The 25,182-nt window shown below is 39.2% G+C and carries 19 protein-coding genes; 5 read left to right on the top strand and 14 right to left on the bottom strand.

Annotated features, from left to right (window positions below; genetic code table 11):
* Positions 1-26: 26 nt before the first annotated feature.
* The 3 genes from pgmB to ACXAG7_RS00525 form a co-directional block, all read right to left on the bottom strand.
* A complete protein-coding gene (pgmB, locus tag ACXAG7_RS00535; protein WP_408043566.1) occupies positions 27-686 on the bottom strand; it encodes a beta-phosphoglucomutase in 660 nt (219 codons plus the stop codon).
* Positions 686-2,062, bottom strand: a complete 1,377-nt coding sequence (locus tag ACXAG7_RS00530) for an MFS transporter (RefSeq protein WP_476665574.1) — start codon at positions 2,060-2,062, stop codon at positions 686-688. The genes pgmB and ACXAG7_RS00530 overlap by 1 nt, the downstream gene beginning before the upstream one ends.
* A gap of 139 nt (positions 2,063-2,201) precedes the next feature.
* The gene (locus tag ACXAG7_RS00525; RefSeq protein ID WP_408043564.1) at positions 2,202-3,218 is read right to left on the bottom strand and encodes a LacI family DNA-binding transcriptional regulator; all 1,017 of its coding nucleotides are present in this window, start codon (positions 3,216-3,218) and stop codon (positions 2,202-2,204) included.
* Positions 3,219-3,414: 196 nt separating this feature from the next.
* On the opposite strand from ACXAG7_RS00525, the gene ACXAG7_RS00520 reads away from it, so the two are divergent.
* The 4 genes from ACXAG7_RS00520 to ACXAG7_RS00505 all read left to right on the top strand — a co-directional run bounded on the left by ACXAG7_RS00520 (position 3,415) and on the right by ACXAG7_RS00505 (position 12,248).
* Entirely contained in the window at positions 3,415-6,513 is a 3,099-nt protein-coding gene (locus ACXAG7_RS00520; RefSeq protein ID WP_476665573.1) for a SusC/RagA family TonB-linked outer membrane protein, read from the top strand.
* 10 nt (positions 6,514-6,523) lie between these two features.
* Positions 6,524-8,080, top strand: a complete 1,557-nt coding sequence (locus ACXAG7_RS00515; RefSeq protein WP_476665572.1) for a RagB/SusD family nutrient uptake outer membrane protein — start codon at positions 6,524-6,526, stop codon at positions 8,078-8,080.
* A gap of 18 nt (positions 8,081-8,098) precedes the next feature.
* Positions 8,099-9,454, top strand: coding sequence for a SusE domain-containing protein (locus ACXAG7_RS00510; RefSeq protein ID WP_408043561.1), 1,356 nt, complete (start codon positions 8,099-8,101; stop codon positions 9,452-9,454).
* Between the two features lie 70 nt (positions 9,455-9,524).
* Positions 9,525-12,248 (top strand): alpha-amylase family glycosyl hydrolase, encoded by a 2,724-nt coding sequence (locus tag ACXAG7_RS00505; RefSeq protein WP_476665571.1) that lies wholly within the window; start codon positions 9,525-9,527, stop codon positions 12,246-12,248.
* 36 nt (positions 12,249-12,284) lie between these two features.
* On the opposite strand, the gene ACXAG7_RS00500 is transcribed toward ACXAG7_RS00505, so the two are convergent.
* The 6 genes from ACXAG7_RS00500 to ACXAG7_RS00475 form a co-directional block, all read right to left on the bottom strand.
* Positions 12,285-13,481 (bottom strand): flavohemoglobin expression-modulating QEGLA motif protein, encoded by a 1,197-nt coding sequence (locus ACXAG7_RS00500; protein WP_476665570.1) that lies wholly within the window; start codon positions 13,479-13,481, stop codon positions 12,285-12,287.
* Positions 13,462-14,292 (bottom strand): N-formylglutamate amidohydrolase, encoded by an 831-nt coding sequence (locus ACXAG7_RS00495; RefSeq protein WP_476665569.1) that lies wholly within the window; start codon positions 14,290-14,292, stop codon positions 13,462-13,464. The genes ACXAG7_RS00500 and ACXAG7_RS00495 overlap by 20 nt, the downstream gene beginning before the upstream one ends.
* A complete protein-coding gene (locus tag ACXAG7_RS00490; protein WP_476665568.1) occupies positions 14,292-14,612 on the bottom strand; it encodes a hypothetical protein in 321 nt (106 codons plus the stop codon). The genes ACXAG7_RS00495 and ACXAG7_RS00490 overlap by 1 nt, the downstream gene beginning before the upstream one ends.
* An 11-nt stretch (positions 14,613-14,623) precedes the next feature.
* Positions 14,624-15,463: a sulfurtransferase gene (locus tag ACXAG7_RS00485; RefSeq protein WP_476665567.1), complete on the bottom strand. Its 840-nt coding sequence runs from the start codon at positions 15,461-15,463 to the stop codon at positions 14,624-14,626.
* On the bottom strand, positions 15,453-16,484 hold the full coding sequence (gene gshB, locus ACXAG7_RS00480; protein WP_408043555.1) for a glutathione synthase: 1,032 nt from the start codon (positions 16,482-16,484) through the stop codon (positions 15,453-15,455). The genes ACXAG7_RS00485 and gshB overlap by 11 nt, the downstream gene beginning before the upstream one ends.
* Before the next feature lie 69 nt (positions 16,485-16,553).
* Positions 16,554-17,879 (bottom strand): dicarboxylate/amino acid:cation symporter, encoded by a 1,326-nt coding sequence (locus ACXAG7_RS00475; RefSeq protein WP_408043554.1) that lies wholly within the window; start codon positions 17,877-17,879, stop codon positions 16,554-16,556.
* Between the two features lie 129 nt (positions 17,880-18,008).
* Between ACXAG7_RS00475 and ACXAG7_RS00470 the strand changes: the two genes are divergently transcribed.
* A complete protein-coding gene (locus ACXAG7_RS00470) occupies positions 18,009-18,656 on the top strand; it encodes a DUF937 domain-containing protein (RefSeq protein ID WP_408043553.1) in 648 nt (215 codons plus the stop codon).
* A gap of 77 nt (positions 18,657-18,733) precedes the next feature.
* Here ACXAG7_RS00470 and fabG read toward each other — a convergent pair whose 3' ends face one another.
* The 5 genes from fabG to efp form a co-directional block, all read right to left on the bottom strand.
* A complete protein-coding gene (fabG, locus tag ACXAG7_RS00465) occupies positions 18,734-19,480 on the bottom strand; it encodes a 3-oxoacyl-[acyl-carrier-protein] reductase (protein WP_408043552.1) in 747 nt (248 codons plus the stop codon).
* A 134-nt stretch (positions 19,481-19,614) separates the two neighbouring features.
* Positions 19,615-22,587, bottom strand: a complete 2,973-nt coding sequence (locus ACXAG7_RS00460) for a M16 family metallopeptidase (RefSeq protein WP_476665566.1) — start codon at positions 22,585-22,587, stop codon at positions 19,615-19,617.
* A gap of 110 nt (positions 22,588-22,697) precedes the next feature.
* Positions 22,698-23,573 (bottom strand): succinate--CoA ligase subunit alpha, encoded by an 876-nt coding sequence (gene sucD / locus ACXAG7_RS00455; protein WP_408043550.1) that lies wholly within the window; start codon positions 23,571-23,573, stop codon positions 22,698-22,700.
* A 72-nt stretch (positions 23,574-23,645) separates the two neighbouring features.
* The gene (locus tag ACXAG7_RS00450) at positions 23,646-24,566 is read right to left on the bottom strand and encodes a UDP-3-O-(3-hydroxymyristoyl)glucosamine N-acyltransferase (RefSeq protein WP_408043549.1); all 921 of its coding nucleotides are present in this window, start codon (positions 24,564-24,566) and stop codon (positions 23,646-23,648) included.
* Between the two features lie 39 nt (positions 24,567-24,605).
* Positions 24,606-25,172, bottom strand: a complete 567-nt coding sequence (gene efp, locus ACXAG7_RS00445; RefSeq protein WP_476665565.1) for an elongation factor P — start codon at positions 25,170-25,172, stop codon at positions 24,606-24,608.
* Positions 25,173-25,182: the final 10 nt, after the last annotated feature.

Raw genomic sequence — 25,182 nt, 5'->3', positions numbered from 1 at the left:
CTCCTTTAGTTTTTGTTTGTTTCTAATTAGTTCGACGCTATTATTGAGGAAATAAAATCGGTACTGATTTCGGTAAAGTCAGTAAAATTATAATCTGCCTCGTGCAATACTGCGGCATCTCCAATACCAATAGCGATCATATTTGCGCGCTTTGCGGCCTGAATTCCCGCTACAGAATCTTCAAACACCACGCAGTTTTCCGGCGCTATGCCCAACTGACTGGCAGCTTTTAAAAAGACTTCTGGATCGGGCTTGGCCTTGGTAACATCATTACCATCAACAATAGTTTGAAACGTGTTCAACAATGCTACCTTTTCGAGAATCGCACGTGCATTTTTACTCGCGGATCCCAAAGCGATGCCCTGTTGTGATGTTGTTAAGTATTCCAATATTTTCGGAACATCTTCTAAAATTTCTTTTTCGGTCATCTCGGCGATATACGCCAGATAATCCTCGTTCTTTTTCGTCATTAATGACTGAAAGGCTTCATCGCTTATGCTCTTATCACCCCAGGCCAAAATCTTCTCTAATGACCTCACGCGACTCACGCCTTTTAGTTGTTCGTTCTGTTCTTCTGTGAAATCGATATCCATCGACTGTGCTAGCTTTTTCCAAGCTAAAAAGTGGTATTTGGCGGTATCGACAATGACACCGTCCAAATCAAAAATAAATCCTTTAGTTTGCATTATTCAGTTTCTGAATGATAAGTAATTGCGTTTTTATTTGTAATCAAAAAGTTACACAGACCAGCTATAATTAAGCTAATCCCGGCCACTGTCATCGCATTAATAGCCTCCTCTCCTAGCAAGCCCGATACGAAGTTGACTCCCCCAAGTGAGGCTACGATTTGTGGGATTACGATAAACATATTGAACAGTCCCATAATCACTCCCATTTTTTTCGGATTTACCGAGCTAGAAAGCATGGCATAGGGCATGGACAATATGCTTCCCCATGACAATCCAATAAGTATAAAAGACAGTGTTAAGTATTCGTGTGAAGGAATGTATTTCATCATGATAAAACCAAATCCTCCTAAGATTAACGATACCATATGGACGTACTTCCTGTTGATTTTTCTCTTCGAAGTATACAATACCAACAACAGCGCAAAAGCCATAGATGACAATCCGTAAGTCCCCATATACGAACCTACTAAATTAGAAGATTCTTGAAAGGCAGTATTTACTTCTTCAAATCTGGCTGCTTGCTCAGGAATGTCCATATTGTATTCTGAAAGTACGGGTGCAGGTGTATTAAATACGTGCTCCGTCAGAGCGGGATTTGCCAAACTCCACATGGTAAAAAAGGCAAACCAGCTAAAAAACTGAACCACCCCTAATTTTTTCATGGTAGTAGGCATGCTTCCCGCATTTTCTCTGATATCCGTCAGGAAACGATTTTTTTTCTTTCTTTCTTGTTCAAAGGCCTCCATATCTTCTGGAGGGTATTCTGATGTAGTAAAAACGGTGTAGAGTATACTCATTAAAAATACTCCCGCTCCGATAGCAAAAGCTACTTTAACAGACATCGGCACTACTCCCGAAGCAGCCGTGTCACTAACCCCCAATTCCGACAATAACAATGGTAATTTACTGGCTACCCAAGTACCTACACCGATAATCAATGTCTGTACAACAAACCCATAAGAACGCTGTGAATCGGGCAATTTATCCGCTACTAATGCTCTAAATGGCTCCATCGAGATGTTAATAGATGCATCGAGTATCCATAAAAAACCAGCAGCAATCCATAATGCTGAAGAATGCGGTACTAAAAACAGTGCTAAAGAGCTCAAAATTGCTCCAATTAAAAAGTAGGGTCTTCTTCGCCCCCATTTTGGACTCCAGGTATGATCACTTAAAACACCAATAATAGGTTGCACGAGCAATCCGGTTAACGGTGCTGCAATCCATAAAAAAGGAATATCTTCTTTTCCTGCTCCTAAGGTTTGAAAGATTCGAGACATAAAGCCTCCTTGTAGGGCAAAACCAAATTGAATTCCCAAGAAACCAAAACTCATGTTCCAGATCTCCCAGAAGCTTAACTTACGCTTGTTCATTATCGTAATTTATTAATTCATACTACGATAAGCGCTGTGACTTATCTAATTAAATGTGTGGAAAGTAAATTACTGATAAGTCTTATTCGGTGTAAATATAATGGTTTTCTTTTTGAAAATCCAAAAAAAAATGGGAATCCTAAGATTTACTGGATTCCCTAATTTTTAAATTACTCGATATTACTTTGGTTTGAGGGGCCTTGTTTTCTGTCTGATTTTCAATACGATCAATAAGCATTTCAGCGGCTTGCTTTCCCATGGTAAATCCGTGCTGTACCACCGTAGTAATTGACGGAGAAGCATATTCAGAGATCAAGCCATCGGTAAAGCCAATAATAGACACGTCTTCTGGAATACGCAATCCACGCTCTTTTGCTACGCGTATGGCCAATGCCGCATAAATTTCATTTACTGCAAACACAGCATCAATATCCTTGTCAAACAACGTTTCTATCTGTTTCTTGATATCTCCCTCTTCATCAATTTTAACTACGATATCTTCGTCGGCCCCGATTTGACGCTCCTTTAGTGCCTTTTCATAGCCCATTCGACGTTCTAAACCTACAATGACGTGCTCAGGAGTAGTGAGCATTCCTATACGTTTACAGCCGGTATCTAACAAATATTTTGTAGCCTTATACCCCGCCCCTACATCATCGACAATCACTTTATCACACGACAAACTGTTGTGCGTCCTATCAAACAACACTAAGGGCACCTGATTATCTATCAACCTATTAAAATGCTTAAAACTCCCTTTCTCAAGGGTTTCTTTGGCGAGTGAAACCAACAGTCCATCTACGCTACCGTTGGTTAGCACATCAATTGTTTCTGATTCCTTTTGCGCTATATCATTAGAAAAGCAAACCATAATACTATAGCCTCGCTGCGAGGCTTCATGTTCAATTCCTTTGATGACTGTAGAGAAAAAATGATGTACAATTTGCGGTAATACGATACCAATAACCTTGGTTTTTTGATTTCGCAACTGCAAAGCCAAGTTATTGGGGCGATAATTATAATGATCTGCATAGGCCTTGATGCGATCTTTTGTCTCTTGACTAATCTCGTGACTATCTCTTAAGGCCTTGGAAACAGTGGAAGTAGCTACTCCAAGCTCCTTTGCGATTATTTTAATGGTAATTTTAGGTTTCATATTTTACAAAACTCATAATTTTTTTTAGCTTATTTTATCAATACGTTAAGTTAAAGTTAAAAAGTTATCAACACGAAAACGTTTTCGTAGTGTTTTCGGTAGCTGAAGAGCCATTTTTATTTCTATCTTCACCCTGTGGAAACTAAATTATTGATGGTTTTTCAAGGAAGAAAAACATACAATTTAACCTAAAGTAATGAAGGATTTAAAGATACTATTATCATGTCTACTACTACTCGTTTCTTCGATTTCTTTTGCCCAGCAAACGGTGACGGGAACGGTTTTAGAAAAGGCTACAGGCGAGGGATTGCCTGGAGCGAATGTAGTTATTAAAGGAACTACACGAGGTACATCTTCAGATTTTGACGGAAAGTTTAGCTTAAACAACGTTAAAACTGGAGATGTACTCGTTTTTACCTCTATTGGATTTCTTGAAAAAGAAGTAACCATAGGGAGTACATTTACTATTCAAGTCACCATGGAAGAAGACAGTCAACAGCTCGAAGAAGTAGTGGTTGTTGGATATGGAACGACTACCAAAAAAGATGCTACGGGGTCAGTTACGTCTATCAGTGCAAAAGACTTCAATAAATCACCAGTGGTCGGAGCCGATCAGTTACTCCAAGGAAAAGTACCAGGAGTGCGTATCACTACGGCGGGTGGACAGCCAGATGCTGCACCGAATATCCGTATCCGTGGAGGGTCGTCACTTTCTGCAAACAACAATCCTTTGATTGTTATTGACGGAGTTCCTGTTGACAATACCAACCCAGCCGGAGTTAGTAACCCACTTACTTTGGTAAACCCGAATGACATCGAAAGTTTCTCTATTTTAAAAGATGCCTCTGCTACCGCTATTTATGGTTCGAGAGCTTCTAACGGGGTGATTATCATTACAACCAAAAAAGGGACACAAGGCGGTGTAAAATTCAACTTTTCAAGTAACGTTTCGATAGGTGTTGTAGGAAACACATTAGATGTAATGGATGGAAATGAATTTGTACAATTCATTCAAAAATACCACCCTACATATACCAACTCACTCGGTATTGATGATCCTTCAACTACAGCGACTGACAATCCTGCTACACCGCAAATTGAAGGAAGAATACTATACAACACTGACTGGCAAGATGCCATTTACAGAACGGCTGTATCTACCAATACCAACTTTGGTGCGAGAGCCTTTTTATTTGACAAGGTACCTACTCGTTTCTCTATTGGACATACGAAAAGTGAAGGAGTGGTAAAAACAAGTGACTACGAGCGCTATACTATCGCGTTAAAAATGACGCCTAAATTTTTAGATGACAACCTAAAAGTTGACCTTAACTTCAAAGGTATTTACGCTGATAAGAATGCTATTGACGAAGGAGGTGCTCTTGGTGGAGCGGTAAACATGGACCCAACAAAACCTATTTACGACAACAGTGCGACCGGTTTTGGAGGATATTACCAAACCACGCGTTTGAACGATGCCGATCCGAGTAAAGCGACCAAGTTATTATTGGACGGTCAGTTTAACCCAGTTGCCTTATTAAATCAACGTACGCGTCCGGAAAGAGTGTACAAAATGTTAGGAAACATTGAATTTGACTATACCATGCCTTTCTTACCAGAAATGCGCGGAATTCTAAATTTAGGATTGGAACGATCTAACGCTACTATTAAAGAAGTGTTCACTGAGAACGCCATTGCTACTCGTCAATTTAACGAAAATGACAACAATCCTGCTACCAGTGCAGTTTTCAATCCAGGAGTGAACTACACAGAAGATCAAAACATCACCAACACTACCCTCGATGCTTATTTGGCCTATACGAAAACGTTTAAGTCGTTTATTTCTAAGTTAGACGTACAAGCCGGATACAGTTATCAGAACTTTAGAAACGAAGGAACAAAAGAAATTTTCAGATACAACGCAACTTCAGGTATTCGCGAGTTAACTCCGAATCCTCAAAATCCTACAAACAGGTATTTCAACGAGTTGAACTTACAATCGTTTTTTGGTAGAGCGAATATAGACCTCGCCAACAAATATTTGGTTACGTTGAGTTTAAGAGCTGATGGTTCGTCATTGTTCAGACCTTCAAAGCGTTGGGGCTACTTCCCTGCTGCTGCACTTGCTTGGAAAATGCAAGAAGAAGAATTTATCAAAAACATCAGATTCATCAACACGCTTAAATTGCGTTTAGGATGGGGTAAAACTGGACAACAAGATATCACAGGTGCTGTAGGGTTCTACCCTTCTATTCCGCTGTTTTCTCAGGGAAGCGCGAGTAGCCAGTACTTGAGTGGTGTTAATATCTACTCAGCAATCGCCTTCAATGAGAACCTTACTTGGGAAAAGGCGACTACTTATAATATCGGATTAGATTTTGCTTTGTTTAACAACGTAATCGACGGTTCGTTTGACGTGTTCGAACGCAATACTTCAGACCTTTTAGCACGAACTCCTGTAGCACCAGGACAAGGACTTGGAAGTTCGTTCGTTAAAAATGTTGGTTCGACCAATACTCGTGGTTTCGAGCTTGCCTTAAATGCAAGTCCGATTCATAAGGAGAACTTCAGCTTTGACATCAATACCAATATTGCCTACAATAAAACGAAAGTGACAAGTTTAAAAGACGTGAGCTTAATTCCTTCAACGGATGGAGGTTTACCTGTTGGAACGGGCGTTAATTTGGCCTATACACCTGTCGGATTACAACCGCACTCTGCATGGGTATTCAAGCAATTATACAATGCCGAAGGACAACCTATTTGGGGAGCATTTGCCGATTTAAACGGCGATAAGAAAATTGATAATGACGACCGTTTTTACCGTCCGTTACGTCCGAACTGGACCTATGGTTTCGGATTGAATTTTACCTATAAAAACTGGGACTTTTCATCGAGCTTCAGAGGTCAATTTGGAGGATTGGTATACAACGCAAAAAAGCTTACCAATGGATGGAGAGATCGTTCAATACCACAAAACTCTACTAGTTTATCAAACGTATTGGATTTCAATAACGGAGCTTCTGATATCAATATCATCAACACCAATGGAAACGTGAAGTTTTCGGATTACTACTTAGAAGACGCTACTTTCCTTCGCTGTGAAAACATCGTTTTGGGATATCGAATGTCAAAGGTTTTAAAAGGAGCAAACATTCGCCTGTTTAGCTCAGTTAGCAATCCGTTTATCATTACGAATTACTCAGGTCAAGACCCGGAGAACTTCAATGGTATTGACAATAATTTTTACCCTAGACCAAGAACGTATACACTTGGTGTAAATGTAGACTTTTAATAATTAGATTATGAAGAAATTACTTATCGCAGTAGTCCTAGTTGCAACTACATTTACCAGTTGCCTCAACGACTTAAACACCAAACCAGAAGTAGAACTTACCCTAGAGCAACTCTTAGCACAAGACCCAGATGCTATCTCGGGAATTTTATCGAGATTGTACGCATCCTATGCCTTGTCGAGTATTAAAGGACCCGGTGAATCAGACATAGATGATAATGCAGGAGAATCGCCTTTTCTACGCGGAATTATCAACTTGCAAGATTTTACGGCAGACGGAATGAAAAACCGTTGGGGAGACGATGGATTAGATCAGTTGACAACAACGTCTAATTGGGACGAAAACAATAAATTTTTCCGTTATCTATACAATCGTATCTATTACACGATTCCGCAAGCAAACAACTTGCTAGCCGTTTTAAAGAACGTTACGGTTAACGATCAGGAAAATATCGTAAGTGAAGTGCGTTTCATTCGCGCCTTGGCATACTATTATTTGATTGACACTTTCGGGAAAGGAGTATTAGCTACAGAAGATAATATCGGTAGCTCATCACCATTACCACAAGCAAACAGACAAGAGTTATTCAATTTTGTGGAGTCAGAACTCTTAGCCATCGAACCTAAAATTTCGGATGCCAATGGCTACGGAAGAGCTAACAAAGCGGTAGTTCAAATGTTACTTGCCAAGTTGTATTTAAATGCAGAGGTTTACACAGGTACCCCTAAATATACAGAAGCAGGAACCTTTATCAAAAAAGTTATCGATGCTGGAAGATATAGTTTAGCAGCAAACTTTGTCCAAAACTTCTCTGCTGACAACGACCAATCAACGGAGATTATCTTTCCTTTAATCGCCGATGCGGTAAACAGTCAAAGTTTTGGAAACACAACTTATATCGTGAACGGAAGTCTTTCGGCAGACACGATGAATTTGGATGATTTTGGAGCTACTTCTGGTTGGGGAGGACACCGAGCAACCAGTGCTTGGTACGGAAAGTACTGCGGTGGTGTTACTGACCTCGCGCAGTTGCAAAGCTGTACCGATGTTCGCTCTAAATTGTTTTGGACTCAAGGGCATACTTTTGAAATGGCTGACTATAAAAAATGGACAGACGGGTATCCATCTGTAAAATTCAGAAATACAAAGTCGACAGGAAGCTCTACCTCTACTAACTTTTCAAGTACTGACTTCCCATTATTCCGCTTGGCAGATGCTTATCTTATTTACGCAGAATGTGCGCTACGAGGAGCAACTTCAGCAGATGCTGCTACCGCTTTAGGATATGTAAATCAGATTAGAACCAGAGCGAAAACAAGTACTATTAACTCAAGCCAATTGACCTTAGACTTTATTATCGACGAGCGTGCTCGTGAATTGAATTTGGAAGGACACAGACGTACCGATTTAATTCGCTATGGACGCTTTACTGGAGGGTCATATTTATGGCCTTGGAAAGGGAACACTGCAAATGGAACGTCAATTCCAGCGAATTACAAGTTATTCCCAGTGCCTTTTACAGCACTTGAGGCGAATCCAAACCTCACGCAAAACCCTGGATATTAATCACTAATCAATAATATCATGAAAAAATTATCAAACGTATTTCTTTTCTTTTGTCTTTGTTTTGCTTTTGTAGCTTGCCAAGACAATGATAATCTTGAATTCACTGTTCAAGCCCCTACTAACAAAGTTAGTTTGACCAATACCTTCTTGGGTGAGTATTTACTCACTCCACAAACCTCTAAAAACATCGCGGAGCGCTTTGTTTGGAATGAGGTTCAATTTGGAGGAACACCTACTGAGATTACTTACGACGTTCAATTAGCATTTAAAAATGACTTTTCGGACAAGGAGTCACTAGGAACCACCAAAGATTTAAACATGGCCATCACGGTTGAAAAATTGTTGACCTTGGCAGATAAAGCAGGATTAGACAACGACCCTACTACTACCGACAAACCTAACAAAGGAAAAATCTACGTACGCGTAAGAGCCTACGTTGGTAATGGAGGTAGCAATGCTCCAGAAAGTATTTCGGACGCCAAAGAAATGAACCTTACCTTACCAGAGGTAACCCAAGGTTCAGGAGTTCAAGCCTCGACTTGGGGGATCGTTGGATCGGGATATAACGACTGGGGGAATGCAGGTCCGGATGCACCATTTTATACCACAGACAAGGCAAAGGTGTACGTGGCGTACGTAACACTCAAAGCCGGTGAAATCAAGTTTAGAGAAAACAACGCTTGGACCAATAATTTAGGAGATGACAATGCAGATGGTACTGTTGAAGCCGGTGGAGCAAACATCGTATCGACACCGGGAACTTTCAAAATTACCTTAGATTTAAATGCCAATACCTACACCATGGAAAAATACTCATGGGGAATTGTAGGGTCAGGATTCAATGACTGGGGTAATAATGGACCAGATGCAGAGTTCCACTACGATTATACTACCAATACCTTTAAAGCTGGTGTAGCCTTGTTAGACGGTGAAGTAAAGTTCCGTTTAAACAATGAGTGGACTACTAATTTTGGTGGAGCTAACGGTACCCTAGCAACCGGTGGTGACAATATTAAAACAACCAAAGGATTTTACGAAGTTACTTTAGACCTCGTAAACAATACTTACAAAGTAGAAGCTGCTGACGTATGGGGAATTGTAGGTTCTGGTTATAACGATTGGGGAAATGCAGGACCAGATTTCACCTTCACACAAGTGAATCCTAAAATTTATGTAGCCAACAACGTTACGTTAAAAGATGGAGAAGTAAAATTCCGTCTAAACCAAGATTGGACTACCAATTACGGAGATACAGGAAATGACAAGATCTTAGATGCCGGAGGTGACAACATTAAAACAACGGCAGGTAAATTCCGTATCGTTATGGATTTAACGGATAGTGCTAGCCCAAAGTACACCATTAGCTCATTATAATTCAATTAACATTTAGAATACCTACACCGAATACGTGTAGGTATTCTTTTTTTATTTAAACCTACTAACAATGAGAATACAACTACTTTTTATTTGCTTTTTCACTAGCTTTTTATCGGTAGGGCAAATTAGTACTGCGCCTGCCACGCCAACTGTTAGTGACGAAATTGTACTTACGCTCAATACCAATGGAACTGAACTCGAAAACAGTAGCAGTGATATTTACGCACACACTGGCGTTACCGTCGATGGTACCCAATGGTCTAACGTCGTTGGGAGTTGGGGAAACAATGCAACGCAACCAAAATTCACCAAAACTGCTGCCAACACCTATACCCTAACCCTACAGAACAATGTTTTTGACTATTACAAAGTAGCCGCCGGAAAAACGATTAGTGAAATAAACATCGTTGCACGCTCTGCAGATGGAAGCAAGCAGACCAGACCAGACATTCATCTTAAAGTTTTTGCCAATGAATTGAATGTTCAAATAACGGCCCCTACAACGAGCAGTGTATTTGATGCCAATGCTTCTTTTGAAATTCAAGCTTCTGCTACTCAAAATGCAGACTTAGAACTCTTTGTCAACGGAACTTCTGTAGCAACAGCTATGAATACAAAAGTCATTCGAAAGAATCACCAATTCACAAAAGTTGGTCAAAATACCATCAAGGTAGTTGCTACTACTGCCGGTGGAAAAAAAGAACAGGAAATCGCTGTCTATGTCAAAACTCCTACGACGAACGACACTAAACCCAATGTAAAAAATGGCGTTACTATTAATGCTGATAAATCGGTAACCTTTGTCTTGTTTGCCCCTAACAAAAATGATGTGTTTCTCATTGGAGAATTTAACAATTGGGCCTTGGAACAAGCGTATCAAATGAAAAAGGACGGTGACTACTTTTGGTTGACAGTAACTGGCTTAAATCCGGATACCGAGTACGCCTACCAATACCGAATTGACTACAGTAAAACTGTTGTGGACCCTTACGCTACCAAAGTTCTGGATAAGGCCAATGACAAGTATATTAAAGCGTCGGTATACCCGAACCTCAAAAGCTTTCCAGCAGGTGCAGATGGTATCGTTGCGACCTTTAAGATCAACGCAACACCTTACACTTGGAATCAAACCGTATTTAACAGACCTCAAAAGGAAAAATTGGTGATTTACGAACTTTTAGTTCGTGATTTTTCTGATACTGACAGCTATCAAGCGGTCATTGACAAATTGGATTACCTAGAAAAACTAGGAATCAATGCACTGGAGTTAATGCCTGTTAATGAATTTGAAGGAAATGATAGTTGGGGCTATAACGTATCGCAATTTTTTGCACTCGACAAGGCTTACGGAACTCAAAATAAATTTAAGGAACTCATTGATAAATGTCACGCTAAAGGGATCGCGGTAATTGTCGACGTGGTATTCAATCACTCGTACAGTCAGTGTCCCTTGCTCCAAATGTACGACTACAACAACAGTGCAGGTACCACGAGTAACAACCCTTTTTACAACGACAATCACAATTTTCAAAATGGCGCCTTGCGATTTGGATTTGATTTTAACCACGAAGCCACTATCACGCAAAACTACTTTAAAGACGTGATGAGCTACTGGATTGAAGAATTCAAAATTGACGGATTTCGATTTGACTTTACCAAAGGATTTACCAATACCTACTACCCTAGCTCGGGAGATCAATGGGGTAATGCTTACAACCAAGCTCGAATCGATCGCCTTAAAGACTACGCACAATACGTTTGGAACAAACACGGCAATGATTTCTACATCATTTTAGAGCATCTGGCGGACAATAGCGAAGAAAAGGTACTCGCAGATGCGGGAATGATGTTATGGGGTAAAATGACCCATAACTACAACCAAAATACTATGGGATACAACAGTGATACGGATATTGCTTGGGGGTATCACAAATCGAGAAATTTTAGCAAACCCCATTTGGTTACCTATATGGAAAGTCACGATGAAGAACGACTGATGTACAAGAATTTACAATACGGGAACACAAATGGTAGCTACAGCGTTAAAAATCTGGCTACAGCGCTAAAACGACAAGAGCTTGCAGGGGTCTTTTTACTAGGAATTCCCGGCCCTAAAATGATATGGCAATTTGGTGAACTCGGTTATGACATCAGCATCGATAACAATGGTCGTACCGGAAGAAAACCAATAAAATGGGACTATTTGAACGTTCCTGAGCGCAAAAATGTATACGACGTTTGGGCAACGATGAACGGATTCAGAAAAAAACACGAAGTTTTTTCAACAACAGATGTCGACTTGGATGTAGACGGCCTAGTGAAGCGAATCAATCTGAATCACAGCAGTATGAATATAGTGATCATTGGTAATTTTGATATGACCGCCAAAACTGTTACTCCTAATTTCCCTAGTACAGGTACTTGGTATGAATATTTTGGTAAAACTAGCACCAATATCAGCAATACCGCGGCACCTATCACCTTACAGCCTGGTGAATATCGTTTGTACAGCTCTAAAGCATTGGAAAATCCATTGTCAACAGACGACCTAAGCCTGGACAAGGGTACTTATACGGCTTTTCCGAACCCGGTAGCAACGGAGCTCTTCCTCACAAAAGAAGTAGTAAATATTCAACTTTATGACCTTACCGGAAAGCGTTTGATTTCCCTAAAAAAGTTAGATCCGCTGCAAGCAATCGATGTTCGTAACTTGCCAAATGGTGTTTACGTGTTACAATTTAAAACACCACAGCACAGCATCATTCGAAAAAAGATCGTCATTCAACATTAATACTCAAAAAAAGCGCAGTATTCACTGCGCTTTTTTTTATTTCAAATTATTTAATATAAAATCAACGGTAGGGTTAGTATTTTTATTTGCCGCGAAAGAATCTGTGATATGAATCGCGGGCTTCGCATACCCTAGTTCCATCAAATACTGAATATGATCAAGGTATTCAAGTGTTACTTTACCTGACAACAACGGCGAAAAATCATCCTTTTTACGGTACATATCAACTATTTTAACCAGTCCGGTCAAATACAAATAATCTTTCGTAAAACCTCCTCCTCGGTGTACTCTTGCTGTAATGTGAAACGCTCTCTCCTTATCTAAATCGTATACATTAGTCAATAAGCGAAACGTTCGGGAAAAAGAATACCCTTTGGCCAAACTGTCCACTGCAATTACTCTATAGGCCAATTCTTTTAACCTTCGTACGGTTAAATTTCCTGACATATACTCACTAAAAACAGCTAATCCTTCTTGGGTTTCGACATTGTTTGGGAAACCGTGTGAAAATATCTTCAGATCATGAGAAACACCGTTCATCGTGGTGACCATATGTACTCCGATTTCGTGATTTGTTAATATCGCTAGCTCATTTTCGGAATACTTATGGTTGGAATTCAATACTAAACTCTGTTTTGAATTAAGTACCATGGCAATGGCACTCATCGTTTCCGAATCCTCTATATTAAAGTCAAAATCATAATTTTTACCAAAGGTTGCAAACACGTCTCGTGCCGCTGCGGTGTCGTACTTAGGAATAAATTTCTCCGAGTGACTATCCTCTTCCTCAAAATGGAGAATAAATTTAGCGTTTTCCACGTCTTGTTCCGTAGGAGTACCAAAGACATGCAAGCTGTTATAATAAAAATTCTTTCCTTCCCCTATGGTTTCAATACAGCGAACTACGCCAGAATAGTAGTATACGATATCTTCGTACAAACTTCGAATTCTCTCGTCTGAAATTTCTTCCAATCGCTGTCCAAAAAACTTGCGGTGAATTTTAAACTTATCAAAATCTGCTTCAGGGTATTTAAACTCGGGATCTCTCTGAAATTTTGATTCAAAAAACAAGCGTTTCTGTTCTTCTAAATTTATCGGATTAATATAGCGTAGTAGCTCTATTTTCCGTACGAGCTTATCTATTTTCTTGTCGATCTTATAGAGTTCTTTGTCCGCCTCCTTTACCTTCATTCCTACTGTTTTAATTTGTCTTTTACTTGCCGTGGTACTCATGAAATACCTTGGCTACTTGTGGAATCACCTTTTCCAAATATTCTTTTACTCCACGCACTACTTCCGGAAAAATCACCTGTTTTTCTTCATCACAATACACTTTCGATATTTCTGTAGCTAAAACCAAGGTGTTTTTAAAATGCTGAGTTATAAACTTTAAAAAGTACCCATTTCCTTGAAAGGTATCATTAATTCCAGCACTTACATCAATAGCATTGGGCAGCGTCATGTCTGCCAAAGTACTAGACCACAGCTCAATGGTATTTACATACTTTTCTCCATCCACATTGGCCGTCCCCAAATTCCATACAGGGACTACTCGATCCCAACGACGCCAATTATACGAATGCATATCAAAAACCAGACAAGTGTTATGTAAGCCTTCCAACTTTTGAATCAAGGCCTTTACCACTCGATAGAAGTTTTCATGCTTTCTGAGGCTCTCATCAACCATAAAAGCAGGTAGTTCCTCCTTCCATAATGGTTTTCCCCAAGCATCTTTATATATGGCTGTTTCTGGAGGTCTGTTCAAATCGTATTCAAATCGAGAATCCAGCCCTGCGATAACAATTGGATGGTTCAATACCATCTCTTTGGTACTAGGGTCCTCTTCATACCAGCGCTCATATGCACTATGAGTACAATACGGCCAAAGTTCATTTCTAAATTGATGACCGTCATGTACCGCTGCACATACGTATGGGACATAGGCCTCCACTTTTAAAGTAAATGAATAATCCTCCGCAACTGCTTCAAATGGTACTCCGTCATTTATTTTATCAAGAATCTCCTGTATACTTAAACGTACCATCAATCCAATAATAATTTTAGTGAAGCAAAAACTTTTCGCTCCAAATGATCGACGGTACCATCTGCAAATATCACTTTCTTAATCTCGTTAAGCAGTTCTTTTTTATCCTCATGTGAATACTCGTTATCTTCCAGGTATTCAGTGATTTTTAACAATTTTCGCTCTTCATCACCATCCATGACAATTTCGGTATGCATTTTATTGTATACTGCTTCCTCTATTTTAGAGGAAATATACAAGCTCTCTTCTTGGGTTTCTATATGATTGCAATGTGCTACATATAGCAATACATAAGTTGTAAACTCTTCTTTTGTCCACATAAGTAGTAGGGTTATTTCTCTATGGGTAGTTCAGGCGTAGTTGCCCATTCCGTCCAAGATCCGTCGTAAATTTTAAAGTTTTCGATTCCGATGCTATAGGCAGCAAGAGCAATAATACACGCCGTTATTCCTGATCCGCAAGTAAATACAGGCAACACATTCTTTGCAACATAGTTTTCGAAGATTGCTTTCAAGGCAGCCTCATTTTTTAAGAAACCTCCTTCCAATACCTCCGTAAAAGGTACATTTTGAGAACTGGGTATGTGTCCCCCTCGTAAGTCTGCTCTGGGTTCGGGTACACGTGCAAAAAACCTGTCTGCCGATCTTGCATCGAGAATACAGTGCTCTTCATCATTAATCATACTGAGCATTTCCGCTGTAGTACTCATGGCTGAAGCGTTCCAACGTGCTTTAAAATCACCAGTACTCATTACGGAATTCTCTAACTTGGATTCCAAAGCATATCCTTTAGCTTTCCAAGCCTTTAATCCTCCGTCTAACACCCAAACATTCTGATGTCCAAAAGCCTTAAACAGCCACCACGCTCTCGGTGCTGAATAAATACCTAACTCATCATAAACAACGATATTGGTAGTCGTATCTATTCCCAACTTTTGAACTTCCTGTTCAAACTGTTCCTCCAAAGGAACGGTATTCGGAAGAGCACTTTCTGTATTTGAAAAACGCTGTTTGATATCAAAAAATATAGCACCCGGAATTTGCTCATGAACCTGTTGTTCTGATGAAGTTCCCACCTTTTTAATGGTGGCATTCAATACCACCCAATTGCTATCGTTTAGTTGTGCTGCCAAAAATTCTGCATCCACAACTGCGGAATTACTAGGCCTCATTTACTCTTCTTTTTAAATCAGTCATTCTTCGGAACGAAGCATTCTTTTCCAAGACTTTACTCTCTAAAAAGTCGATAACCTTCTCCTGTAATTTTACTTTGGAAACTTTATTGATGTAGGTAATCCCTCCTGGACTCATAACATTTACTTCAACCAACTTCCCTCCAATTACATCAATACCTACAAAGTACAAACCGTCTTTTACCAATTTAGGTCCAATCTTAGCACAAAGGCGTTTTTCCGCGGCAGTCAATTTGTGTTTTTCTACACGTCCACCGGCTGTAAGATTAGAGCGATGATCTTTATCACCTGGTATTCGTCTCATCGCACCGATAGGTTGTCCGTTTAAAATCAGAATTCGCACATCGCCTTTTTCTGCGCCTTCGATATACTCTTGAAGAATTACATAATCAGATGATCCATCACTTTTACTGATGTAGAAATCTAGGAGTGAATTAATATTCCCCATTGCGCTCTTTTCAATCAGAATAACTCCTGAACCTCCGTAACCATTAAGAGGCTTTAAAATCATCTTTTCAGATTCAGATTCCTCAATAGTCTTGATCAAATAGTCTTTGTTTTTTGATACATGGGTAACTGGAATGATTTCATTATCCGGATCTTCAAAGACTGCCGTGTATAGCTTATTATTTGCTTCACGCATTCCTTGTAACGAATTAATGACGACTACATCGTCCTTTACGGAATCTAAAAAGTTCAACATCAAAGGATCTAATGGCGGATTAGCTCTCATAAATATAGCATCAAACCCCGCTAAGGGCAACATTTCCTCTCGAAGTGTAGCCTTTTTATAAAAGGATTTAATACTGGTAGGTACCTTGTCAAACCTGTTGATAATCGTACAAAACGCATTGGTCACACTATTTCGTATTGTTAAATTTGACGGAGTACATATTGCAACACCGTGTCCCCTTTTAGCACATTCATGAATTAAAGTCAATGATGAATCCTTTTCTGGATTAATCTCTTCCCAAGGATACATTAAAAAGCATATGTTCATTTACAAATCAGTATTATATAATAGTTTATGAATTTAAGTAAGGTTGTGTTGCGTTGTGTTAGTTTATTGTTATTTTACTGCTTCGTAATTGTCGTCCCAGTTTTTTGGTCTGGGCTTTCCTAATTTTCCGACAGACTTCGCTACTAGCGATGCTACGGTAGCATCACCGGTTACGTTAATGACTGTTCTACACATGTCTAAAGGTCTATCAACCGCAAAAATCAACGACAGTCCAATGGCTAATTTATCGGCAGGGAATCCTACTGCTTCTAAAACGATTACGAGCATCACCATACCAGCACCTGGTACTGCTGCAGATCCTATCGATGCCAACAAGGCCGTTACGATAATGGTTAACTGATCGGCAAAAGTCAAATCAAAATTAAGAGCTTGTGCGATAAAAACCGCTGCCACTGCCTGATACAAACTCGTTCCATCCATATTAATGGTCGCTCCAACAGGCAGTACAAAACTCGATACCTCTTTATCTACTCCGATGTGTTCTTCAACGCGTTCCATAGTTACTGGTAAGGTCGCGGCACTTGAACTCGTAGAAAAAGCTAACAATTGAGCTGGACTTAACTGCTTTAAAAACCACACAGGATTCTTTTTGGTAAAAATTGCCACCAAACTCATATAAACGACTACCATCAACGCCAAACCTCCTACTACGGTTAAGGCATATCGCAATAAAGCTATAAGTAAATCCGGATCGTTAGAGCTCACTACTACATTTGCCAATAAGGCAAAAACAGCATAGGGTGCAAACAACATAATCAGATCGACCATTTTCAAAATGGCCTCATTAAGTGAATCGAAAAACTTTTTTAACGGTTTGGACTTCTCCTCTCCCACCAACAACATTGAAATTCCCAAGAAAATGGTAAAAAAGATAACCTGTAACATGGCCTTGTTCGTACTCATTGCTTTAAAGGCATTGTCAGGTACCATATCTACTAAAAACTGCAAAGGACCGCTGGTTTTTTGCTTAGTTGCCTCGGCAATTTTTGCTCGCACACCATCACTAGATGCGTATGATTGTGTCAATTTTTCGATAGTCGCTTCAGAAATTCCTTCACCAGGCTTGGCAATATTAACCAAAAGGAGCCCTAAGGAAATAGCTATTACCGTTGTTAACACGTATATTCCGATAGTACGTACACCGATATTTTTAAACTTTGAAATGTCTTTTAAATCAGAAATTCCTTTGATTAACGAAGCCATAATTAATGGAACAGCAATCAGTTTGAGCAGGTTCACGAATATGGTTCCCAATGGCTTGATCCAGTTTCCGACAAAGGTGGGGCCAAAGTCAAACGTTGTCATTCCCAAACCAAAAAGTATTCCCAGCAACATTCCGATTAAAATTTTCCAGTGTAGTGCTATTTTTTTCATGTAAGTAAGTTATTTTTCCAAAGGATAAAAGTATAAATAATTATTTAAAATAATTGTGACTTTATTTTAGTAACTTGTGTCAAACCTATTGGAGATAAAAATTATTAACCTTAACAAATCAATCGAACTATGGCAGGTATTTTAGACTTATTAAACAGCGACTTAGGAAAAACCATTATTTCAGGAGTTGCAGGTTCAACCGGACAAGACACAAATAAAACAAGTAATGTATTAACGATGGCTTTACCTGTTTTAATGAAAGCAATGGAACGAAATGCATCAACACCGCAGGGTGCTGAAGGTTTAATGGGCGCTCTTTCAAACAAACACGACGGGAGTATTCTCGACGACTTAGGAGGTCTTTTTTCTGGAGGTGTCAATGCAGATGTATTGCAAGACGGATCTAAAATTTTAGGTCATGTTCTCGGAAGTAAACAAGGAGGTGTTGAACAGGTAATAGGTCAGAAAGCCGGAATGGATGCTGGTGCTGTGGGAGATATCTTAAAAACTGCTGCTCCAATTTTGATGGGCGTGTTAGGAAAGCAAAGTAGAGCTAATGGCGTAAGTAATCAGGCCGATATTAGCGGACTTTTGGGTGGCTTGCTCGGTGGCAACTCCAACGCTAAAGAACAGTCGTTCTTAGAGCAAATTTTGGATGCTGATGGAGATGGTAGTGTGATTGATGATGTTGCTGGAATGGTTTTAGGAGCTACTAACAACAAAAACTCTGGAGGCCTATTGGGCGGTTTGTTAGGTGGTATTTTCGGAAAGAAATAAGATAAAATGATTAACCTCATAAAAAAGCCCTGTAGTTTGAACTACAGGGCTTTCTTTATGTCGATAGGTGCTTCGTTTTAGGTCAACATTCCTCCGTCAACCGACAACGTTTGTCCTGTAATGTACGAACTCATATCAGAGGCTAAAAACACACATGCATTCGCAATGTCTTTAGGAGCTCCCATTTTCTTTAATGGAATAGCCTTACTGTACTCTTCGATAACCTCTTCTCCGAGTTTCGCTGTCATTTCTGTAGCGATAAACCCTGGAGCAATCACGTTACTTCTAATATTTCTAGATCCTAACTCTAAGGCTACTGATTTAGAAAAACCGATAATACCCGCTTTTGAAGCCGCATAGTTCGCTTGTCCTGCGTTTCCTTTGAGTCCGATAATTGAACTCATATTGATAATCGAACCAGCACGTTGCTTCATCATCGGTCTTACCACCGCTTTTGTTAAGTTAAACACAGACTTTAAGTTCACCTCGATAACCTTGTCAAAATCTGTTTCTGAAATACGCATTAAAAGATTGTCTTTTGTAATTCCAGCATTGTTTACTAAAACATCAATAGTTCCAAACTCTTCCAATACATTTTTAGCCAACTCTTGAGCAGCGTCAAAATTTGCTGCGTTTGACTGATATCCCTTTGCCTTTACACCTAAAGCTGCCAATTCCTTTTCCAATTCTTGAGCGGCTTCTACTGACGAGTTAAACGTAAAAGCTACGTTACATCCTTGTGCTGCAAATTCTAAAGCAATTCCTTTACCGATACCACGAGTAGCCCCAGTAATAATTGCTGTTTTATTTTCTAAAAGTTTCATTTATTAGTTGTTTTAACTAAAAGCAAATATAGTAAATAGTGTTGCTTACGAAAATACTTCTAAGAAATTATCGCAAATAAAAAAACTCGAAATACCAGTGGTATTCCGAGTTTTCTTCTTAAAAAGTAACTTCCTTATTGTTTTACTTCTTTCTTATCGACGTAGTTGAATAAGTAATCCACGTCCATTTCTTTGATCTTTCCGAGTTTCTGTAACGACTTTACATCGAGATCTTTCTTATTTCCAATCACCATTACATTGTACGACTCTCCTTTGATGTTGTTATCAAAGAATGCTTTTAAATCGTCAATAGTCATGTTCTTGATCGTATTGTACATCTCCTCTCTATTGTCGTTTTCAATGCCTAACTTTTTGAGGCGCTCATACGACCAGAAGATATTCGATTTTGTAATACGCTGAGCTGCAATTTTCTTTAAGGTAGCTTCTTTAGCTGCATTGAATTGCTTTTCTGCCTCTGGCATATTGTTCATCAAATCCATCATAGCATCAACAGCCTGCTCTAATTTGTTCGCCTGCGTTCCTACATATGCCATTACGTAATTCGATTTATCACGCTTGTTCGCATTGCTATAGGCTGCAAAAGCCGAGTATGCTAAAGATTTACTCTCTCTAATTTCCTGGAAAACAATTGACGACAATCCACTTCCAAAATAAGTATTGAACAAACGTGAAGCCGCTAAGTTTTTAGGGTCAAATGGCTTTCCTTTTGCCAAAAACAACATTTCCGTTTGTACCATGTCGTAGTTGGTAAAGAAAACGTTTCCTCCTGTCTTAGTTTCTTCGTACTGCTTCGCTTCTGGGTAATCTTTAAACTCCCCGTAAACTTTGTGGTTCGCGTTTAAAGCTGCTACCGCTGCATCAACATCCTTTCCGTAATAGAAGATACGTTGCTTGTAGTTCTTTAAATCTTTTACTAAGTTCACCAAGTCTTCAGGATTGATTGCCTTAATCTCATCTATTTGCATGATATCGCGTAAACGAGAATTTTCACCGTATTTACCGTAGTTCATCAATCCGCTCCAAAGGATATTTCCTTTCTGTACTTTTCCATCTTGACGACGCTTGTAGATTTTTTGTACATACTTATCAAACGCTTCCTGATCGGCCTTTGCATTATCCCAAAGGTGCTCTAACAATTCCAATCCTTTTGGAAGATTTTCTTTAAGTCCACGTAAACCAACATACGTTTTATCATCTTGAGCACTTACATAGTAATCTACTCCTAACTTGTAAAACTCTTTCTTGATGTCTTCAGCGCTGTACTTATCAGTACCTAAATACTCTAAATACCCCGCTGCCAAGCTTAACTTTTTGTTATTGTCTTTCCCCATATCAAAAATGATATTTAAGTCAAACAAATCATTCTTTTCGTTAAGTACATAAGACACTTCAATATCATTAGCTGTTTTAGCTTGCTTGATTGCCGTTTTGTAATCGATAAACTTCGGTTGTAATGGAGCTGATTTACGTGCAGAAAATGCTTTTACGTATTCAGAAGTTTTATCTCTGTTCAAGTTTACAGGCGTAATTCCAGGATTCGCTACCTTAACGATGTTTTTATCCTCCCCTTTTCTCTTGTAAACCACTACGTAATTGTCACCGTAGAACTTATTGGCAAAAGCAACGAGTTCTTCTTTAGAAATCTTTTTAAGATCGTCTAAGAACTTAACCTTATCCTCCCAATTTTCACGATTAATGAATGCATTGTAATACGCTGTAGCTAAGGCTGTATTATTTTCATAACGTCTGGTTTGACTCAACTTTAAGTCATTTACCACAGCCTCTATCATCCATTCCTCAAACTCTCCTTTTTTTAATTTCTCAACTTGCTCCAGAATTAGGTCTCTTACTTCTTCCAAAGACTGTCCAGATTTTGGACTACCATTAAACGAGTGGAATCCATAATCGTTCATAAAGTAAGGAGAACATCCTGCGTATTGTACCGCTTGCTTTTGATTTAAGTTTAAATCTAACAATCCAGCATTTCCATTTGCCATGATCATATCACAAAGCGTCACTAACTTCTCTTCTTCCGTTTTCACTCCTTTTGAACGATACGAAATAGACACGCGCTCAGAAGTAGGTCCGAATACCTCTTTTACCACAGGAGCCGTAATAGGTTGTTCAGTAGGTAAAGTAGGATGTGTTAACTCTTTCTTTTCTAACTTTCCGAAGGTATTATTCACCTTTTGGATGGTTTCATCAAAATCGAGATCTCCTACCAATACAACTGCCATATTGTTAGGCACATAGTATTTATCAAAATAATTATTGATATCAATCATCGAAGGATTCTTTAGGTGCTCAGCCGTACCAATAGTCGATTGCTGACCATAAGGATGGGTTGGGAACAAACCGTCTAACATAGCGAAATACTCTTTCCATCCATCGTTGTCTTGTCCTCTATTGAACTCCTCAAAAACGGCCTCTAACTCCGTATGAAATAAACGAAGTACTAAAGTTCCGAAACGCTCAGATTCCACATCCAACCACTTGTCCAATTCATTGGCTGGAATTTTGTTTTTATAAATAGTCTCTTCGAAAGAAGTGTGCGCATTGGTTCCAGTGGCCCCCAATGAAGATATCATATTGTCATACTCATTAGCTACTGAGTAATTTGAAGCCTCTAAAGAAATTTTATCGATTTCTTTATAAATCTCAACCTTCTTCTTTGGGTCCTTCTCTGCTCTGTGCTTTTCGTATAAGTCAGAGATTTTTTGGATAAATCCTTTTTCTTTTTCCCAATCTAAGGTCCCGATTTTATGGGTTCCCTTAAACACCATGTGCTCTAAATAGTGTGCTAATCCAGTAGAATTTTTTGGATCGTAATTAGATCCTGCACGCACGGCGATGTAGGTTTGGATTTTTGGCTCGTCAGTATTTTTACTTAAATATACTTTTAACCCGTTATCTAGGGTGTATAAACGTAAACCTGTTGGATCGTTGGTAACGGTTTCATACGAAAACCCGTTCGCATCTTTTGATTGCTCCGTCTTCACTTCGGTATCCACCTTAGTATCCGACTTTTTACAGCTGACGACAGCTATAAATAGCATGCTAAAAAGTAGCAATTTGCTCTTAGTCATAATATATAATGTTTGATTAAAATAAAAAATCCGTTGAATTTACAAATTCAACGGATTTTTGAAAGATAAATTATATTTTATTTAACATTTCTTAACGAAATGTTGTTGGTTTATGATAAAACCTTTGCTACCATCTCACCAATTTTAGCTGGAGACTCAACAACGTGAACTCCGTTTTCAGCTAAAATTTTCATTTTTGCTTGTGCTGTATCATCTGCTCCACCAACAATAGCTCCGGCGTGTCCCATCGTTCTTCCAGCAGGTGCTGTTTGTCCAGCGATGAACCCTACAACTGGCTTGCGGTTACCGTCAGCTTTGATCCAACGAGCTGCTTCTGCCTCTAAGTTACCTCCGATTTCTCCGATCATTACGATCGCCTCTGTTTCGTCGTCATTCATTAACAACTCAACAGCTTCTTTCGTGGTAGTTCCGATAATTGGATCTCCTCCAATACCGATAGCAGTAGTAATTCCATACCCTTGCTTCACTACTTGGTCAGCAGCTTCATAAGTCAATGTTCCAGATTTAGAAACAATTCCTACTTTTCCTTTCTTAAAAATAAATCCAGGCATGATTCCTACTTTAGCTTCTTCTGGAGTAATAACTCCTGGACAGTTAGGTCCTACTAAAGTACATCCATCGATTGCATCGATATACGCCTTCACTTTTACCATATCAGCAGTTGGAATTCCCTCAGTAATACAGATGATTACTTTGATTCCAGCCTCAGCAGATTCCATAATAGCATCAGCAGCAAATGCTGGTGGTACAAAAATAATAGAAGTATCCGCTCCTACCTTTGCAACAGCCTCAGCTACTGTGTTAAATACAGGCTTACCTAAGTGCTCTTGTCCTCCTTTTCCTGGAGTTACACCACCAACTACGTTGGTTCCGTAATCAATCATTTGTCCAGCGTGGAAAGTTCCTTCGCTTCCTGTAAATCCTTGTACTATAATATTTGAATCTTTATTTACTAAAACACTCATTGGTTTGTTTTTTTATTTTTTAAAGTCAGACAAAAATAATCTTTTAATTGACTTTTCACAATTAATTTTTTGTTACTTTTTTTCTGGATTCGTCGCGTTTTTCAAATACACAACTTCTCGCAAGGTTTGACGATATTCACGCTGTGGAGTTCCGTAGTAAATTCCCTTTTTGAGAGATTTAGACACTCCCGTTTGTGCCATTAATACCGTTCCCTTTTCAATGGTTAAACCACTGATAATACCTACTTGTCCCCAAATAGTTACTTCGTCTTCAATAACCGTACAACCGGCAATACCAGTCTGTGCTGCTATTAAACACTTTTTACCTATTACCGTATCGTGCCCGATGTGGACCTGGTTGTCAATTTTACTTCCTTCGCCTATCGTGGTATCTCCTGTAACCCCTCTATCGATAGTACAAGAAGCTCCTAAATCAACGTGGTTTTCTAAAACTACACGACCTCCAGAAATCAATCGGTCAAAACCTTCCGGGCGGTTTTTATAATAGAAGGCATCGCTACCGAGTACGGTATTCGAATGGATGGTAACTCCATCACCGATGATACAATCGTTGTTGATCACTACATTGGCGTGAATACAACAATCCCTACCAATACGTACATTTTCTCCTATGAAAACATTGGGTTGTACTACCGTATTTTCACCGATTACAGCCGATTCAGCAATGCTCGCAGTTGCGGCGATAAAAGGATTAAAATGTTTGGTTAAGGCATTGAAATCACGAAAAGGGTCGTCACTTATTAGCAGGGACTTTCCTTCTGGACAGGCCACTTCTTTATTAATCAATATCGTGGTTGCCTTTGACTGTAACGCTTTGTCGTAATACTTTGGGTGATCTACAAAAACGATGTCACCAGGTTCTACAACGTGGATTTCATTCATTCCTAAAACTTCGAAATCTGCAGCTCCTACAAATTCTACGTTCAACAGTTCGGCAATTCCCTTAAGGGTTTGTATTTCTTTAAACTTCATATAAATCAAAATTCCCGCTTTTCAGCGGGAATCCATAAATTATTCTTTAATACGTTCTGAATACGCTCCTTTTTCAGTATCGATTTTGATCTTATCTCCCTCGTTAATGAAAAGAGGCACATTGATACGAGCTCCAGTTTCAACAGTAGCTGGCTTTGTAGCGTTCGTTGCTGTATTTCCTTTTACTCCTGGTTCTGTGTGCGTCACTTCCAAAATTACGTGTGATGGCATCTCTACTGAAAGTGGTGATGCATCTTCGGTATTGATTAACACCGTCACTATTTCACCTTCTTTCATTAAATCTGGTGCATCTAACACCGATTTCTGTAAGGTGATTTGATTGTAATCTTCCGTATTCATAAAGTGAAAATCATCCCCTTCAGCATACAAATACTGAAACTTATGAGTTTCTACACGAACGTCTTCAATTTTATGTCCTGCTGAAAAGGTATTATCAATTACTTTACCAGTAGTAACACTTTTCAATTTTGTTCTTACAAAAGCAGGTCCTTTTCCTGGCTTTACGTGTAAAAATTCAATGATTTTAAAAATATCGTGGTTGTAGCGAATGCACAATCCTTTCTTTATATCTGAAGTTGTTGCCATAGTTTTTACT

This window comes from Tenacibaculum sp. AWR4_210 (assembly GCF_056160945.1).
Note: the sequence above shows the minus strand (reverse complement) of the source record. Positions and strands in the feature narration are given on the sequence as shown.